Annotated in this window: 10 protein-coding genes and 1 pseudogene; 4 read left to right on the top strand and 7 right to left on the bottom strand. The window is 45.6% G+C overall.

What is annotated here, in order from left to right; translation table 11 throughout:
• Positions 1 to 49: 49 nt before the first annotated feature.
• Both CEQ32_RS01830 and CEQ32_RS01825 read left to right on the top strand, forming a co-directional pair.
• A complete protein-coding gene (locus CEQ32_RS01830) occupies positions 50 to 649 on the top strand; it encodes an arylesterase (protein ID WP_122040729.1) in 600 nt (199 codons plus the stop codon).
• 144 nt (positions 650 to 793) lie between these two features.
• Positions 794 to 1,861 (top strand): DUF3083 family protein, encoded by a 1,068-nt coding sequence (locus CEQ32_RS01825; protein WP_037428585.1) that lies wholly within the window; start codon positions 794 to 796, stop codon positions 1,859 to 1,861.
• A gap of 100 nt (positions 1,862 to 1,961) precedes the next feature.
• Here the strand turns inward: CEQ32_RS01825 and CEQ32_RS01820 are convergent, their stop codons facing one another.
• The 4 genes from CEQ32_RS01820 to CEQ32_RS01805 form a co-directional block, all read right to left on the bottom strand.
• Positions 1,962 to 2,693 carry an AcvB/VirJ family lysyl-phosphatidylglycerol hydrolase gene (locus CEQ32_RS01820; protein ID WP_037428586.1) on the bottom strand — a complete coding sequence of 244 codons (732 nt, stop codon included), beginning with the start codon at positions 2,691 to 2,693 and terminating at the stop codon, positions 1,962 to 1,964.
• A 7-nt stretch (positions 2,694 to 2,700) separates the two neighbouring features.
• The gene (mprF, locus tag CEQ32_RS01815; RefSeq protein ID WP_088585416.1) at positions 2,701 to 5,253 is read right to left on the bottom strand and encodes a bifunctional lysylphosphatidylglycerol flippase/synthetase MprF; all 2,553 of its coding nucleotides are present in this window, start codon (positions 5,251 to 5,253) and stop codon (positions 2,701 to 2,703) included.
• Positions 5,254 to 5,459: 206 nt separating this feature from the next.
• A complete protein-coding gene (locus tag CEQ32_RS01810; protein ID WP_001206290.1) occupies positions 5,460 to 6,668 on the bottom strand; it encodes an IS4-like element IS10A family transposase in 1,209 nt (402 codons plus the stop codon).
• A 128-nt stretch (positions 6,669 to 6,796) separates the two neighbouring features.
• Positions 6,797 to 8,005 carry an IS4-like element IS10A family transposase gene (locus tag CEQ32_RS01805; protein WP_001206290.1) on the bottom strand — a complete coding sequence of 403 codons (1,209 nt, stop codon included), beginning with the start codon at positions 8,003 to 8,005 and terminating at the stop codon, positions 6,797 to 6,799.
• Between the two features lie 318 nt (positions 8,006 to 8,323).
• On the opposite strand from CEQ32_RS01805, the pseudogene CEQ32_RS01800 reads away from it, so the two are divergent.
• Together CEQ32_RS01800 and CEQ32_RS01795 are read left to right on the top strand one after the other, a co-directional pair.
• A pseudogene (locus CEQ32_RS01800) lies at positions 8,324 to 11,041 on the top strand (SO2930 family diheme c-type cytochrome).
• A 137-nt stretch (positions 11,042 to 11,178) separates the two neighbouring features.
• A complete protein-coding gene (locus CEQ32_RS01795; RefSeq protein WP_037428591.1) occupies positions 11,179 to 12,360 on the top strand; it encodes an SO2930 family diheme c-type cytochrome in 1,182 nt (393 codons plus the stop codon).
• A 443-nt stretch (positions 12,361 to 12,803) separates the two neighbouring features.
• Here CEQ32_RS01795 and CEQ32_RS01790 read toward each other — a convergent pair whose 3' ends face one another.
• The 3 genes from CEQ32_RS01790 to CEQ32_RS01780 form a co-directional block, all read right to left on the bottom strand.
• Positions 12,804 to 13,823, bottom strand: a complete 1,020-nt coding sequence (locus CEQ32_RS01790; protein ID WP_037428594.1) for an AraC family transcriptional regulator — start codon at positions 13,821 to 13,823, stop codon at positions 12,804 to 12,806.
• Positions 13,824 to 14,016: 193 nt separating this feature from the next.
• Entirely contained in the window at positions 14,017 to 15,033 is a 1,017-nt protein-coding gene (gene sohB, locus CEQ32_RS01785; protein ID WP_037428596.1) for a protease SohB, read from the bottom strand.
• A gap of 111 nt (positions 15,034 to 15,144) precedes the next feature.
• On the bottom strand, positions 15,145 to 17,628 hold the full coding sequence (locus tag CEQ32_RS01780) for a VolA/Pla-1 family phospholipase (RefSeq protein WP_088585415.1): 2,484 nt from the start codon (positions 17,626 to 17,628) through the stop codon (positions 15,145 to 15,147).
• Positions 17,629 to 17,837: the final 209 nt, after the last annotated feature.

The raw sequence follows: 17,837 nt of genomic DNA, 5'->3' as shown, positions 1-17,837 counted from the left end.
ATCCTTCTTATACAAATCGTTCTTGCGTCAATTGCTAAGATGCAAGCCTATGGCAAAGGCCGTGAGCGCCTGCATCCTGTTAAGTCTATTTATAACCACGCCAGTTCAGGCGGCGAAAGTGTTGATCCTCGGCGATAGCTTAGGTGCCAGCTATGGCATGTCGGAACAAGTAGGCTGGGTGGCGCTGCTGCAAAAAAACTTACCCGATCATGAATTTACCAACGGTTCGGTGAGCGGTGAAACGACAGCGGGCGGTTTGCGTCGTTTGCCTGCGCTGCTCGATTCCGTTGCCCCCGATTTGGTAGTAGTCGAACTCGGTGGTAACGATGGTCTACGTGGATTCCCCCCGACGCAACTCAAAAATAACCTAACCCAAATCATTACCCTAGCTAAAAATAGCGGTGCTAAAGTGCTACTGACCGAAATCATGGTACCGCCTAACTATGGCCCTCGCTATAGCCAAAAGTTCACCCAAGTGTATCAAGAGATTGCAAAAGATGAGGATATTGACCTTATCCCCTTCTTTATGCAGGAGGTCGCTCCCCATCCAGAGTTGATGCAAAGAGACGGTATTCATCCCAATGAAAAGGCCCAAGAGAAGATTGCCACTTGGATGCAACCTTGGATTGAAAAAGCCTTAACTCAATAAAATCGCTGCAATTTTAAGCTAATAAACAGCTTGCTGATGTAAACTTGTATTTAAGCGATAAAAACATGCTCCAACGCAACATTAACGCCTGAGATAAACAGTAAAATTCGTGTTAGCAAATGGTTAACCCAACAAGGAGTCAATATGTCCCTTAGCCATCAGCAAAAAGTGTACATACCCAAGGAAGCTCGTACCAATCAGTACATCACCGCCGAAATTAAAGTCACGGATGAATTACTGGCGCAATACCCCGATTACCATAGCTGTTATCAAACCTTAAGCCGCATTATTTTTAACTTGGCAGAACAACACGATCTCCGTAACGTCCATGTGATCACTAACGATAAACTGCCAGTCGTGCGTTACCATACCGAAGCGTATTGTTTCCAAACCGCTGAACAAATTCTGTTTTTTTACAATCCCGCCTATCACGAGGCACAAAATCTGTTCACTGCGGACAACTACCGCGCCCGCAAACTGCGTATTGTTTTCTTAGCGACTGGCGATGAAATCCGCAGCAACTCAGCTAATTTCCATACCCGTGTACGGGAGCTATTAAACGAATTAATGCCTAAGCTGCCGATTAACGATCTTAAGGTAAAGATCCGCGACCACCAGCATTTATCCTATGATTTATTCGCCAAATCAAAAGGTAATAAAGAAACCTACGGCTATAAACTCAGAGCCATTGCACCAAGATACAAAGCCAGAAAATGTGACCTGCCGGAAAATGTCAGCTCACTCACCTATGTCACCGTCAGCCTGCCGCTGAGTCGCAAACTCAAACAAGGTTTACTACCAGAGTCAGCAACTGACTTTAGCCCGTTATATCAACACCTTGAGGATAATTTCATCAAGGCGGCTACCAATAAGCAATTAACGCGCTTGGCTATGATCGCCAACGGCTTAACTCCCTTAGTGCGTAACAGTAAGTTTGAAAAACTCGACAGCAAGGCCGAAGTGCAGATGATTGGTTTTGACCCGAACGCAACTGAGCAGCAAGTAATTCGCCGCTGGGATGCTGATAACTTAGTCGAAGCCGCGCATTTTACTATTGTCGCGGGTGCGAAGGACTGTGATGACTCAGGCTATGGCCGTTTTATGAATAACGTTGAAGCCGCATTGAAAACCTTTGCCGCCGAGATTGGGCTAGATCCTGAGCGTGAAGATCTCGTGGTGCGCTTCCACCAACACATTAGCTACCAACTCTAGTTATTCGCTGTAGCACGACCTAAAACAAAGGGCGCATCTGCGCCCTTTTTATCTATAATTGCAAAGCATTAGGCTCATACGATGCCCAGCACTAAAGCGCCTAACTGGTCTTCAGCCAACCTTTTATCAACTTGACCACTTTATCGTAATCGTCATCAAAACTGTGGCCACCGCTTAACTCCATCACAGTGACATTGGGCTGCTTGACCTCTGGGCATAAATGCAGCGGCGCATCGTCCTCTTTACCATAGAGACAAAGCATAGGCACAGTGGTTTGTTTGTTGACTTCGGGTAAGGTTAAGTAACGAGCCGATTGGTTATCCGAGGTGACAATCTCACTCACATGGATTTCAAAATCCGAGGATTGTGAAGGAGAAAGCAGCACAGCGCCCAAGACATTCTGCCGATATTGAGCGGGCATATCATTTAACACAAAGGGAATCACTTCGGCCCCGAAGGAATAACCAATCAAAATCACTTTTTGCGTGCCAAATTCCGCCTGGTACTTATCAATAATCGCTAAGGTATCTTGGGTGACCTCTTTAGGATCTTTTTGTTTCCAATAATATTTCAGCGAGCTCCAGCCGACGACAGGCCAGCCCTGCTGTTGCAAAATGCCCCCTACGGCTTTATCAAGCGTTGCCCAGCCACCGTCACCACTCAAAAAAATCACCAACGGTGGTTTGGCATGGGATGACGCAGCTTTTACCTGAGTTGATGATTCGACAGGCAATAGGGTCAGCCCCAAATTATCGGCAAACTCATCAGCAAAGACGTTAGCAGTGAAACATAAAAGTAAAACGCTCAGTAGCTTGATTAAGGATTTCGTCATCTCGCACCTACTTTTTAAATACGCCAGTTGTACCACGACTCGTTAAGGTCACCAGACTGCCCACCACTACAGGTAAAGAGAGCCCACCATAACAAATCAAATACTTAGCCTCCCACCTGGGATTAAACTTATCCTTATACCTTCTAAGCCCCTGAAAGTTGTAAAATTTATTTCCCTTCTTATAAACCGTTTTGGCAAGCTTAGTCCAAAATGGCACCAAGGCTCTATCAGTCAATCCAGACATGGGCGCCATGCCAAGATTGAACTGCTGATATCCTTGCTGTTTGCCCCATAGCAAGAGTTCTGTAAACAAAAAATCCATAATATTACTGCCCGATAAACTAGGCTCATAGCGCATCAAATCAACCGAAAACTCTATTTTGGCCGCACTGGCCCACACATTGGAAAAAGCTACAAGCTCGTCGTTTAAATACACTAAGGCCATCGGCGTGGCGCACAGGTAAGCAGCAGAAAAATACCCAACTGAAAATCCCTTTTCTCGACCTTGCTTCGCCTTAAGCCAGCTCGAAGAAATAACCTCTAACGTTGGCAATAGGGCCTTCACTTCACTGGCCTCGATAATTTTAAACCGTAACCCTTCCCTTAAAGCCTTCGCATGACTTTGACGCAAGCTACGATACTTACTCGACTGTAAATCAAATTCCGCTAAGGGCACTATGGCCTCCTCGCCGAGTTTATATAGGCTCAACCCTTGTTCTAAAAAGTGGGGTAAATACCTTTGCGTGACTTGATAAAATACTGGCCAACCATCGTAAGCATCGCATAACTCCCTAAACTGCCAGAGTAAATCATCAAATTTATCTGGATTTCCAATCGGATCGCCCATCACAACCCAGCAATGTCCTGCGCGGGCATACATTAAAAATGCATCGTTATCTTCATTAAATAACAATGACTTATCTTGAACTAAAGCAAGAAATCCGTGGCTACTTGGGGCGTTAGCGACGATATCCATAGCGCAGCTTAAAGTATGCTCATCCAATAGACGGGTTTGCGGTCTTCTCATCGCTAACACGTAGCGAAAGGCAAAAATCAACAAGATCACTAGGGCAACCGCCCCACCCCGCAATGCACGGGACACATGGCTATCTTGAGAAAAAGTAAACCAAAGTGAATGATCGTAATCCACATCCTGATAGGCAAAAAATAGCACCCACATCATCAAAAATAATGCCGCCGCCAGCGATAAGGCCCAACCAAAAGAATATTTAATTCCCACAATAGAACCTTGGCGATAAAAAATCTGCTCGCAGGGCAGCATTAATAAATAAATAAGACCAAGTGCGAGGGATATCTGCCACTGAGCGCCCTTTAGTACAATAAACACCATGGCTACCAATAAGAGTTTTTGCGTTAACTCAAACGCTTTTTGATAACGTTTAAATAGACCGTGGGATAATAGCAAGAGTAAAATAGCACTCGCACTCAATATCAAACTTGATAGTTCCACAATTGGTTGCGGCACTATCTCACCTAGCCAATGATATTTATGAATAATGGAAGGGTTAACAACCGATAGCAACAACACTAAGCCAACGCCAAAAACACTAATGCTTAATAATGGTGGCAATAATTGCCTGACAATCTGTAAATTAACATTTAACTTAGAAAACTTATCCTTATTAGTTAATACTAAGGTTGCCACAAAATACATCAGCGCTAAAATAAATGGCACTATGTAATACATTAATCGATAAATAATCACTGAACTTAAAATTTGTTCGGCAGGTAAATATTGCGATAAGGTAACAGTAACTACCGTTTCAAATACGCCAATCCCTCCAGGCACATGGGCAAGCACCCCGATTGCATTGGCTACAAAAAAGATGCTAAGGACCTGTAAATAACTTAATCCATCCACCTCAGGTAGTAGAGAGTAAAATAATGTCCCCACAACGATCCAATCAATACTCGATACTAGAAACTGCTTTAGAGATAAGGAAAAAATCGGTGGTGCCAATTCGAACCCACGAAATTGAATAGACCTTTTCCACATCAGGCTAAATACAAAATAGCTAATGACACCCAGCAACATCAAGATACCAATCACTCGATTAAGAGAGAAAAACCAAGTTGGCAACGGTAAGTCGGAAAGTTGCTCTGCAGGAAAATTAATCAGAGCAAGTCCGCAGATAAAGAAAAGTCCAAGGAAAAATGTCACTGAGCAAGCGAGTACAACCTGGGTAATATTATTGCCACTCAAACCTAATTCAGAATAAAATTTGTAGCGTATAGAAGTGCCGGTCAATAATGAAAAACCTATCGTATTAGAGAAGGTAAATGCCAGGAATGAAACAGGAGCTACCTGTTGATAACTTAAGGGCGATTTTAGTTCTCTAATGGCAAGATAATCATATAATGTTAATAGTAGATAACTGACCAACGTCAATAAAACCGCTAATAAAATTTTTGATGGTGCAAATTGTTTAATCTCTAAAAAAATATCATTTAACTGATAATCCTGCTCTAAGTTATATAGCAGAAACAACGAGACTGTGAATATTATCAAACTAATAATCACACGGATCCGCCTACCCATTTTACTCTCCAAGCGCTGTTTAATCTGCAAATAAAATCAACAATAAGCATTGATAGGACATTAAAATAAAATTAACTTTATTTTATTATTCAATCCTATTTAATCGAACGATTTTTAACATAGTGATTTTGGAGAGGCAATCTAATTAATCATTCGCTTCATGATGTTTTATTCATCTTGTAAACACTTTGTTCTGAAGGATCCCCTCATAAATCAGCCATAGCATAGCCATATTTGAGCAACTGATTGGCGAATAATACCCAGGCCGCCAGCAATTCTTTCTCCGTGATTTGATAATCAGGCCGCCTGAGTACCTCCAATCCCAAGCGAATCGTTGAGAGTACCGTTCGATGCCCAATGGTATTGGCCTGAAAATGCTTATCCCAGCCCTGTTGCTGTGCGTGTAAACCAACTAGCCACAACAGGCATTGAACCATCAACGCTATCAGTAGGATGATGTCGAATCGCTCTGGACTGTTGGTACGACTTTGGCGTAAGCCAAAGCCGTATGCCGGGCTTTTGAGGTCACGAAAGGTTTCCTCTATTTGCATACGTTTGGCGTACAGGTTTACCAGCTGCTTTGGGCTCCGAGATTCTGGTGGTAAATTGCTGGCTAACACCCAAGGCTCTTTCGCCGATGTTGAGTACGTTTTTGCCGATGGATGGTGGCAATTAGTCCTCGTTGAACGCTGATTTGTACGCCCCTTAGGTTTGCTACGATAAAGCGTGAGATGGCAATTGATAGGGTTAGTTTTGGTCAAGGTCTTACAACCCAGGCTCTTCGCTTGACCGTTGGCCAAGTCATGTGTACTGCGAACTGCACGCCAATTTTCAGCGCCAATATCTGCAAATTGAACTGTACCGCGAATACGGCTTAGCCAAAACCAACCATGCGCCTCAACCTCTTTGTACCAAGGCACTTTGAACCCCGCGTCAGTCACGATGAGAGGGGTAACATGCAAAGGTAAAATCTTGGCTAAGTCCGCTAAAAAACCGTTGTGGGAGGCCTTAGAGCATTGTTCTGATAGGGGATAGGACTTCTCATACAGGGTAATAGAGCGGCCATTGAAGGCTATTGAGGCGCGCAGAGCCATGATGCGTTTATGCTCTCGGATGTCTGACCAATCGACGAGCACAATCGGCATAGGGTTACCAGAACAGATGAGGCTGGCATGCCATTGGTAGACAGCTAACCGTTCTTGATGCAGATGCGTGTTGCCGAGCAAACGATCAATGCGCTTGATGTTGTGCTTGGTTCGGGCCGTGGTTGGTAAATTTCGACCTAACTCAGTCAAGGTCAGTGTCTTACATTCAATCAGCGCCTTAGAGGCCAGCATCAAGCTGTTTAATCGTTTTAGGTGAAGTTCTGGGCAGTATTGGTGTAAAGAATGTTGTAGGATATTGGCTTCGCGCATCTTGTTGTCCAAGTGTAGTTTTTGGCGAAACCATTTGATCATGCAACAAGATGCGCTTCCACCCTAATTTGATGATTTATTTGTAAATCATCAGGGGATTCTTCAGCACTTTGTTCTGAAGGATCCCCTCATAAATCAGCCATAGCATAGCCATATTTGAGCAACTGATTGGCGAATAATACCCAGGCCGCCAGCAATTCTTTCTCCGTGATTTGATAATCAGGCCGCCTGAGCACCTCCAATCCCAAGCGAATCGTTGAGAGTACCGTTCGATGCCCAATGGTATTGGCCTGAAAATGCTTATCCCAGCCCTGTTGCTGTGCGTGTAAACCAACTAGCCACAACAGGCATTGAACCATCAACGCTATCAGTAGGATGATGTCGAATCGCTCTGGACTGTTGGTACGACTTTGGCGTAAGCCAAAGCCGTATGCCGGGCTTTTGAGGTCACGAAAGGTTTCCTCTATTTGCATACGTTTGGCGTACAGGTTTACCAGCTGCTTTGGGCTCCGAGATTCTGGTGGTAAATTGCTGGCTAACACCCAAGGCTCTTTCGCCGATGTTGAGTACGTTTTTGCCGATGGATGGTGGCAATTAGTCCTCGTTGAACGCTGATTTGTACGCCCCTTAGGTTTGCTACGATAAAGCGTGAGATGGCAATTGATAGGGTTAGTTTTGGTCAAGGTCTTACAACCCAGGCTCTTCGCTTGACCGTTGGCCAAGTCATGTGTACTGCGAACTGCACGCCAATTTTCAGCGCCAATATCTGCAAATTGAACTGTACCGCGAATACGGCTTAGCCAAAACCAACCATGCGCCTCAACCTCTTTGTACCAAGGCACTTTGAACCCCGCGTCAGTCACGATGAGAGGGGTAACATGCAAAGGTAAAATCTTGGCTAAGTCCGCTAAAAAACCGTTGTGGGAGGCCTTAGAGCATTGTTCTGATAGGGGATAGGACTTCTCATACAGGGTAATAGAGCGGCCATTGAAGGCTATTGAGGCGCGCAGAGCCATGATGCGTTTATGCTCTCGGATGTCTGACCAATCGACGAGCACAATCGGCATAGGGTTACCAGAACAGATGAGGCTGGCATGCCATTGGTAGACAGCTAACCGTTCTTGATGCAGATGCGTGTTGCCGAGCAAACGATCAATGCGCTTGATGTTGTGCTTGGTTCGGGCCGTGGTTGGTAAATTTCGACCTAACTCAGTCAAGGTCAGTGTCTTACATTCAATCAGTGCCTTAGAGGCCAGCATCAAGCTGTTTAATCGTTTTAGGTGAAGTTCTGGGCAGTATTGGTGTAAAGAATGTTGTAGGATATTGGCTTCGCGCATCTTGTTGTCCAAGTGTAGTTTTTAGCGAAACCATTTGATCATGCAACAAGATGCGCTTCCACTCTAATTTGATGATTTATTTGTAAATCATCAGGGGATTCTTCAGCACTTTGTTCTAATCTGGCTTAAATATCACCCGAATAGTTTAAAACAGCCATTAAGTGGTCAGCTTTTTTGGCTTAACCATTCTAAAAAAATGAATAGGTTGCATGTCCTATCCTTCACTGTACACAGCATGATTTTGGCCATATTTCACATTGCCTTTTTCAGCTCCGAGCGCATCCTGTTAACGAAATTATAACAAAAGCAGGAGCACCTATGTTCAACAAAACAATCCACTCACTCTCAGGCAAAGAATCGACAGCCAAACAGCGTCATTTTTTGCCGAGCAACCCCAATCGTAAGGCGAGTTGGCTAATGCCTACAGGCATAGCTCTATTAATGGCATTCAATCTAACAGGTTGTTTTTCTGACGATGATCCCGCACCAGTGGTAACGCCACCCGTGGTGCAGCCACCTGAAACTGGACCCACCTTTCCCGAAGGTGCAATCAAAATCCCCGCTGGCGATAACCTCACGATGCGTATTCAAGAAGCCTTAATTAACGCGCAAAGTGGTGCAGTGATCGTGCTTCCTAAAGGAACCTTTAATATCGACTCAACTTTGCTATTCGATGGCGATGTAGATGGGGATGGCAGTTATGCCAAAAACGTCACTATCATGGGCTACGGGATGAAGGACACTATCCTTAATTTCGCCCAAGCTAACTCGGGAGATGGGATTTTCGTCCAAAACGCTCTCAACATTACCATTCAAGATCTGTCGGTTAATGAGGCAAAAAACAATGGTATCAAACTTAAAAACACTAACGGCATTATCCTGCGCCGCGTTGGTGCAGTATGGGAAGGCGAACTCGATAAAGATAATGGTGCCTATGGTTTGTATCCGGTTGAATGTGAAAACATTCTGATTGAAGACAGTTATGTTCGCGGCAGTGCCGATGCGGGGATTTATGTTGGGCAGTCCCAATATATTGTGGTGCGTCGCAATATCGCCAAAGAAAACGTGGCGGGGATTGAAATCGAAAACTCCAAATATGCCGACGTGTATAACAATGAAGCGATGGGTAATACGGGTGGGATTTTAGTGTTCGACTTGCCGATCAATAACCACAGATACGGCTCTAGCGTGCGGATTTTCAACAACAAAGTGTATGACAACAACACGCCGAACTTCGCCAATGCTTCTGCTAACCCCGCAGGTGTGCATATTGTGCCGCCAGGCACTGGAGTGATCATTTTATCCACCGCAGATGTGGAAATTTTCAATAACCAAATTACCCGTCACGACACCCTAGGAGTGACTGTGAGTAGCTTTTTTATTGCAGAACCCGATATGACCTCCTTTGTCGGCAACTATGGTCAACCTGGTCAAGCGATTGAGGATGGTTGGCGTCCTGTACCACGTAATATTTATTTACACGACAACGTAATTACCGATTATGGTAGCAAGCCAAAAGGTTATTTAATTCAAGATATTATTCGAGCCTATATCATAAATCATGGCACGTTACCCGGCGTACTCTGCGACGGCTTAGGGGAAATGCTTGCTAATAACGGCACCGCCGCTTACCTCGGTTTGAAAGAGACGCCCTTTGCCACTGACGGTAGCGATAACGTCTGCGCCAGTGATAATGGCAACGTATCCTATGGCCGGCTCTATGCCAACAGCAATACGGATATCAGCATCGCCGATGTGCAATATGAAAAGACCCAAAACGCCCTACTGAAATGTACTCAAGTGAGTCTGCCTGTGCATACCGTCACCTTTGCAGGCCAAGTATTTGGCTGCGGGGTTGACGATAATACCGCAGGTTGTGATGGCGGCGTATTGGTCGGTGGCGGTGGTACTATCGGTGAAGGCGAAGGCGGTCTAGTAGGCGATGGCGATCAAAGTCTGTGTAAAGCGACTGGCTCAAATGTTAGTTGAGATGCACTGCTGAAAGCAAACTGTCCTAAACTGTCGGATTACAACCTGTTTAGCGATGCCAAAAACCCCACCACAGGCCCGAATTCGGGTGGTGTCCCTTACGATCTCAACACGCAGCTCTTTACTGACTACGCCAGTAAATATCGCTTTGTGTATTTACCTGCGGGACAAAAAGCCAGTTACTCCGAAAAAGAAGCGTTTGATTTCCCTGTGGGGAGCGTTATCGTCAAATCCTTTGCCTTGCCAAGCGATACCAGTAAGCGCGGTATTAGCAACGAGAGCTTGATTGAAACCCGCTTACTCATCCATCGTCCAACGGGCTGGAGCGCACTGCCCTATGTGTGGAATGCAGATAAAACCGATGCCACGTTGGCGAAAGCGGGAGCGATTAGCAGTCAAACGTTGAGCCATAAAGGGGAAAGTCTGACCTTTAACTACATGGTCCCGAGCATGAACCAATGTAAGCAGTGTCACCAGTTTAAAGCTGATAACAATAGCAACGCCGTGTTTGTGCCTATTGGTCCTAAGGCGCGCCATTTGAACCGCAATTTCAGCTATCAAGATGGCAGTATGAACCAACTGCTGAAATGGGAAAGCCTTGGTATTTTGCAAGGATTGCCCAACCTAAGCCAAGTGCCACAAGTGCCCGCCTACCACGATGGTGACGAAGCGACCGTCGCAAGCTTAAGCGATACCGCATTAATGCAAACGGCTAAGGGTTATCTCGACATCAACTGCGCCCATTGCCATAGACCCGAGGGCAACGCCTCTAATACTGGCCTAAAACTCGAGTACTGGCGTGGCTACAGCGATGATGCAGGTTTCTCCCATGGCACCTGTAAATCACCGGTTGCCTATGGCGGTGGAAACTTAGGTTTCGATATAGTCCCAGGCAATGCCGCTGAGTCCATCCTGCACTTTAGAATGCAAAGCACGACTCCGGGCGATCGTATGCCTGAAATTGGCCGAAGCTTAGCCCATGATGAAGGCGTAGCGTTGATCAGCGAATGGATTAAACGTCTACCCGCAGCAAGCTGCTCACGCTAGCGTTAACGTAACAGTGGGTGAAAGCATGCTTGCAATCACCCACTTGCTTACCACTTCAAGACAGAGCGACCCCTGACATTGAAGGCCAACTCGAGGCCTTCTTATTTTCTAATGACATCTTAACGAGCTGATAATCCATGAAAAATCGCCAAACACTTTCGTTGGTGTTGATTATCACTGTGCTGCTCACAGCCTGCGGCGGTAGTGACAGCCAAAGCAGCGATAGCGGCCAAACACCGCCGCCCACGACCCCAACCAATCCAACGATACCAACTAGCCTTTGTGTTAATACTTCAGGGCAAGTTAACTGGCCCGCCTTGATGGCAGAAGACTGCCCAGTGTTAAGTCAATATGGTCTCTTTATCGACCCGACAAACCCAACCATACAACCACAAGCTCCGGGGTTTAGCTATCAGCTCGCTACGCAGCTGTTTTCTAACTATGCCAGCAAATACCGCTTTATCTATTTACCCGCGGGCAGCAGCATACAGTACCAAGCGCAGGAGGCATTTGAGTTTCCAACTGGCGCCGTGCTGGTTAAAACCTTTGCTCTTCCACAGGATACGGCTATCACAGGCATAGCCAACGAAACGCTAATCGAAACGCGGCTATTGATAAAACGCCCCCAAGGTTGGACGAGTCTGGTTTATCAATGGCAACAAGGTGAGGCAAAGCTGCTTACCGCAGGTGCAAGCGTGCATCATACCCTGATTAACCAAGGCCAAAGTCAAAGCTTCGATTACAACATACCGAGCCGCGCCGAGTGCAAAATTTGTCACCAAACCAACCAAGATAACAGCAGCCAAATCATTCCGATTGGCCTTAAAGCCCACTTATTGAATCGCGACATAGTCGACCAAGGACAAAGCGTCAATCAACTCAGCCTGTGGGCCAAACAAGGCAAGCTTGAGCAGTTACCCGAGTTAAGCCAAGTGGCCAAAACCTATGCAATTGACAACCATCAAGCCGATTTAACCGCCCGCGCTAAGGGCTATTTAGATGTAAACTGCGCCCACTGCCATAGCGCTAAAGGCTTTGCCAGTATCTCTGGATTACGCCTCGGTTTTTATATCGATCACACCAGTTATCAATATGGGATCTGCAAGCAGCCTCCGGGATGGGATGGCGGTGCGAAAGGACTTGATTACGATATTGTCCCCGGCAATGCTGAACATTCAATTTTGCTGTATCGCCAAACGCTCTCTGAACCGAAAGATCGCATGCCGCCTATCGGTCGCAATCTTGAGCACCAAGAAGGCGTTGAATTAATTCGTCAATGGATAGATTCACTGGCACCGAGTTTAGGGAATTGTATTTAGGAAAGTGCTGAGTAGTACTAGGGCGTGTTGACGTTTCAGGGTTATTTTTGCAGCAATGTGGCTGGCTTTTATGCAAGGCAAAGTCCGTGCAGTGTAGTTATTCTACATAAACGGACGATAACGCGGCAGAAAAGCCAGCCAAATGCTGCCCGAAGGGTTCGTCTGGCAAGCCCTTGCTCTTACTTTCTGTCATAAGAGCCGCTCGTCATTTGAGTAGAATAACTACACATCATTCCTCGTTTCGCGAGCACGTGCTTTCCTGAACGAACAAAATCTAATCTCGAAACGTCAACACGCCCTAATGTCACTCACATTGCATAGCAATGGAGTGACGTTAAACAAAAATAAATGGGATAAACAAGGATGAAATTGAATATAGGATAGCGCCGTTTCCCTTAAAGTATCGCGTCCGTTTTTAACCAATTAAGCTAGTTCACTATCCTTTAGCCGCAGTTAAGCCGACTAAAATACCCTGGCGGGTGGCCAATCCAATGCTTAAAGGATTGACGGAAATGGCTCACATCGCTGTAACCTAAGGTCTCGGCAATCGCCTCAATATCTAGCTTGTTGGCTAAAATCAACTCGACCGCACGTTGGCAGCGCACCTGATCAACGAGACGCTGATAACTCGATCCCAGCTGAGCAAGTTTACGCCGAAAACTGCGGTCGCTCATATGCAGCTGCGCCGCCATTTCATCCAAATGAAGTACATGGGGAAAATGTGCGCGGATCGCTATCAATACGGTTTCGATAAAGGAGGTGGTAAAAGCTGAAGGCGTTACCTCTGCAAATTTAGGGAAAGGATAGTTTATTGCAAGAGCAAGATAATCAAGGGAAATACTCCATTCGTAATATTCGCAATTAAACTGCACTTTCGCACCCGTTGCCTCCTCTAAAAAACGGCAGTCTCGACCTGACCCAACCAAATTAATTTGACTTAGCGTTATCGCCTCCCCAGTCAGCTCTCTGGCGAGCCCCAATAGTGACCCAATACTGTGTAAAAACTGAAATCCGTATTGTGCTTTATCAATACGACCCGTATTAAGCCAACGAATGCAAACACTGTCATCTGTTAGACGTACCAAAGAATCAGTAAAACTACCAACTAAACTCGGGTGATTAATCACAAACTGTAAGCAGGCCTGCAATGAGCTAAGTTGAGCAAGATGGGGCAACAATACATCTAAGCTACTCACCCGATAACTCAGCCCTAATTTAGTACCAATATCGGGATCTCCACCCTGTAAGCGTAAAAACTCCATCGCATATTCCACCTGCCAGACAAAGACAAACTGGCAATGATTAAGCTCAGTCCGGCCAACACCAATATGACCACAGACTTGCTGTAAGGCTTTTTCGCCTAACTGTGAGGCAATAAAGTCGAGAATATTACGCAGCTCAAATGCGGGATAGGTTTGATCGCCTACCATCAGGTTCGTCTTGTAATCGACGCGCTGTAACATGGAATATCCTTAATGTGATTTGTTCAGCTTTTAATTCCCTAGGTGATTAGTTGTATAAGATCTCGCTTATTTTGAATAGTCTTAAACCAAACTTAATGTTAAAAAAATGTATTATTTCATTTCGCGCCCAAACAAAACAAAAACGCCTGCATATTCGCAGGCGTTTTCATCTGTATTAAGTCAATGCGTCGGCTTACATGGGACGATTTTTCTCAACTAATCGATTAAAAATCGCATTTACCGACAGGGACGCACCATGGGCGATTTTATCGGCTAGTTTCTTGCGCACCTGATAACGCAGCTTATACACGGTACGTTCGCCCGCTAACTGCATTAACACATCATCACTGGTTGAAATCGCATCGATAAGGCCTAATTCAATCGCCTGTTGACCGTACCAATGTTCACCAGTTGCCACCTTTGCCAAATCGAGCTGAGGACGATATTTGGTTACAAAAGCTTTAAACAGCTCATGGGTTTCTTCGAGCTCCTGTTGGAACTTCTGTCTGCCCTCGTCAGTATTTTCGCCAAAGACGGTTAAGGTGCGCTTAAAGTCACCGGCTGTGTGTTGCTCATAATCAATTTCGTGCTTTTTCAGCAAACGGTTGAAGTTAGGCAACTGAGCAACTACCCCGATAGAACCCACGATGGCGAATGGCGCGGCATATATTTTATTGGCGACACAGGCCATCATATAACCACCGCTGGCGGCAACTTTATCCACGCAAATCGTTAATGGGATCTCGGCCTGACGCAGACGATCGAGCTGGCTCGATGCCAATCCATAACCATGCACCATGCCACCGCCACTTTCGACCTTGACAATAACTTCATCACCCTTTTCGGCGATGGTTAAAATTGCGCTGATTTCTTCCCGCAAAGATGCTACTTCGGCGGCATCAATACTGCCTTTAAAATCAATGACAAAGACCTTGCCTTTGTGGTCTTCTTCGGCCGCTTTTTCCTTCGCCTTTTCGTCTGCTTTCAGCTGTTTTTCGTAGGCTTTAAACTGCTTCTTCGTCAGCAGTTCCTCCTTCAAACTGTGCTTTAGTTCTTCCAGTTCTTCTGAAAGGTTAGTGATCCTCAGTTCACCTTTATCCGATTTGTGCTTCACAGTGGACGCGAGGACGACAATAATCACAGCAACAATCGCAACAACGATAGTCACAGCTTTGGCCAAAAACATGCCATATTCGTATAGAAATTCCAAAGTACTCTCCGTTGGGACCTAAGGTGATCCGGTTTAATGCGCGCTATTCTAACAGCCTAAAGCGCCATAAAAAAACCCAGCAAAGGCTGGGTTTTTAGGATTTAACTCGGATTAGTTAGGACAAGTCGCGATCACACTTGGATCGGTGACGTAAATAGTGGCCTCACCTTTACCCGCAGTCGATGCATAGGTGGCTACTTGAGTCTGCATCTCTACCGTTGCCGCAGCTGCCATACCATCTGTAGAACTCTTCTCGCTTGGGTCAACAATAGAACTGTGATGGCCCTTGGCAAAACGCACCACACCAAGCCCTTTCGTCGTAGCATCGACGCAAGGTAAACCCATTGCAGAGATCAGCGGTTCAGTACCTGATAATGGGAAGTTATCGACACTATTAGGTAACACTTGATCCGCTAAGTTACCATTACCATCACCGGCGACTTCAATTAAGTGCACAGGTAATCCTGTTGCTTTTAACATGCCAGCATGGTTAACCGGATCTGCTGAGTCCACCGCCGTTTGCACAGCAAAGGCAAAAGTAGGAATAAATTGCGCGTAAACCGCCTGAACTAAAGCCGCATATTCAGGGCTGCCTGGCTCATATCCTGCCGTATTAGCCTTATCGACTAAAGCTTTGAATGTCGCCGAAGCAGTGACATTATTAAACAGTACGGGACCGAAGGTGGCTGAACCGGCAAAAGCGCCTGCTAAACCACCAGCAGGAGCAACCAAAGAAGCCGCATTAATCACATAAGGGTTAGGTAAGGCTTCACCCGTGGTTGGATTTCTCATCCCCGTGCTGGCATAGGTAGCAAAATCGGTTCCCACAATCGCACCTAAACTTAACCCCTGCGCACTGATCTTAGAGACATCAAATACTTGTGGTTGATTAGCCTGCGTAAGCCCTTGTGCGAAGCCAGTTAAGGCTAAACGCACGCCAAGGTGATCCATGGTTGCCTGACGGAAGTTATCTCGCACAGAAAGTGTGCTTGAGATATTGACAAAGACTAACGGGTTACCATTTTTAAAGGCATCCGGAGTACCAATCACATTGCCAAAAGAGGGATCGGTTGCCGAAACTTCGTAAATACCATCCCCATTAGCATCAAATGAACGAGCACCATGTAAAGGCATATCGATAGCTACCGTTGCCACGCCCATGGCCGCATAAGAACCCGCATAAGCTAAAGACATTTCCTTACCGCCACCTAAACCATGCAGCGCAATCGTGGTTGGCCAGCCTGATGTTGGTGGTGTAAAGGTTAAGCCTTGCTGCTGATAGAAGGCCGCGAGTTTAGTGGCATTAGGCATAGAAATCAGTACAGGTACCGTTTCATAACCTTTAATCGCAGGGATTGGGTTAAATTTGGTCAAATGTTTGGTTTTATCAACCGCAGTACCATCGTCTAATAGCCAGGTTTTACCTGCCATTAGCGAAGGATTAGCTAATGCATCAGCAGGGTTAGCAATACCATTAGCGACAGCCTGCATACCAAAGTTTGTTTGACTTAAGGTGCCCGCTTGCAGCGCTAATAGCACAGAAACGGGGCTATCGCCTTGGGCTTTCCAACTCCCATTTATTAGTGGTTTACCTTCTGCAGATAAACAACTGACAGAAGAACAATCACCGTAAATTGGCAATTTAATTTTTGCAGTATAGACATCCGCTAAATTTGAAACCACGTAAGCCATACCATCTGCTGGTTTTAATCCCGCAGCCTGAGCCACAGTTAACCCAGTAGGAGTAGGCATTTGTGCAAAACTAGGTGCATAGGGAGCGCCTCTTGCCATCAACAGTTTTGTGGTTTCATAAACATTTGCGACTGATTGAGTAGTGAACAAGCCAGAGTAGGTAATGGTTGAAGTATCAACATTATGTGCAGCTGCTATCCCCTTCTCATAACTATTGATTAAGGTTTGCAACATCAGTTGATCTGGCGTTTCTAGAGGCAGCGTATTGATATCCATCTTCAACGTACCATAGGTTGTTGAAGGGGCAATGCCGCGTCCCTCTGAATCCTGAATTAACTTAGTGGTCGCATAAATATAAGACTGACCCGCTTTAAGCGGTTTTAGTGGAATAATGACGACTTTATTGCCTGAGGCAGTAGAAACAAAGTCCACACCAAATTGTAATTCAGCCCCTACTTTACAAGCTGATACTGACGGTTTGGCTTTACACTCAGGATCAGAGGACAAAGCGCCCCCCACGGTAGCCTCAAACATTCTTACCGCGCCCGGCTGGGCAACAGATGCCGCCATCAGGGTGAGCTGGGTGCCATCATGATCTTTTGCTAAATCGATATCAATTGAAATGGGCGACGTAGTTGACCATCCATCTAATGCACCGAGTGCAATCTGAGGATCGGTATAATTACCAGAACTTTCACCCGGTATAGATAAAGTACCATCCTTAGTGCCGCTGAACAGGAGGTCATTTGGCAAAGGAACTTTAGAGTTAGCAGGGTCGAATACCATACGGGATTCAGGGATGAGCGGCTCCGTCTTATCCTTGAGTTCGTTATAACTGTCCTCGCCACATCCTGTGAGGCCCAGTGCTGATGCAATCGCAACACACAAAATGAGTCTTTTCATTTTTTTTCCCCAAATCTTGTTGTAATAGTTTTGTTTTCCCCAAGAAATTAGTCACAATAGCGCAAAAGCTATGACTAATAGGGCTTATGTTAGCCCCTAACTCATTTCAAGTTAACGTAAAAATATTGAGTTAGCCACAAGTTTGTCACAAAGATTTTAGCTATTTATAACAAAGTTTCATTCATTTGTTTGAAACATGCGTTTAGCAG

Source organism: Shewanella sp. FDAARGOS_354 (assembly GCF_002209245.2).
Lineage (GTDB): Bacteria > Pseudomonadota > Gammaproteobacteria > Enterobacterales > Shewanellaceae > Shewanella > Shewanella xiamenensis.
The sequence above is the reverse complement of the archived record's forward strand: the minus strand, read 5'-3'. Positions and strand labels throughout refer to the sequence as shown.

Coding starts and splice junctions, on each gene's coding strand:
- CEQ32_RS01830 (WP_122040729.1), top strand. CDS start 50: ATGGCAAAGGCCGTGAGCGCCTGCATCCTGTTAAGTCTATTTATAACC.
- mprF (WP_088585416.1), bottom strand. CDS start 5,253: ATGGGTAGGCGGATCCGTGTGATTATTAGTTTGATAATATTCACAGTC.
- CEQ32_RS01805 (WP_001206290.1), bottom strand. CDS start 8,005: ATGCGCGAAGCCAATATCCTACAACATTCTTTACACCAATACTGCCCA.
- CEQ32_RS01780 (WP_088585415.1), bottom strand. CDS start 17,628: ATGAAAAGACTCATTTTGTGTGTTGCGATTGCATCAGCACTGGGCCTC.
- CEQ32_RS01825 (WP_037428585.1), top strand. CDS start 794: ATGTCCCTTAGCCATCAGCAAAAAGTGTACATACCCAAGGAAGCTCGT.
- CEQ32_RS01820 (WP_037428586.1), bottom strand. CDS start 2,693: ATGACGAAATCCTTAATCAAGCTACTGAGCGTTTTACTTTTATGTTTC.
- CEQ32_RS01795 (WP_037428591.1), top strand. CDS start 11,179: ATGAAAAATCGCCAAACACTTTCGTTGGTGTTGATTATCACTGTGCTG.
- CEQ32_RS01790 (WP_037428594.1), bottom strand. CDS start 13,823: ATGTTACAGCGCGTCGATTACAAGACGAACCTGATGGTAGGCGATCAA.
- CEQ32_RS01810 (WP_001206290.1), bottom strand. CDS start 6,668: ATGCGCGAAGCCAATATCCTACAACATTCTTTACACCAATACTGCCCA.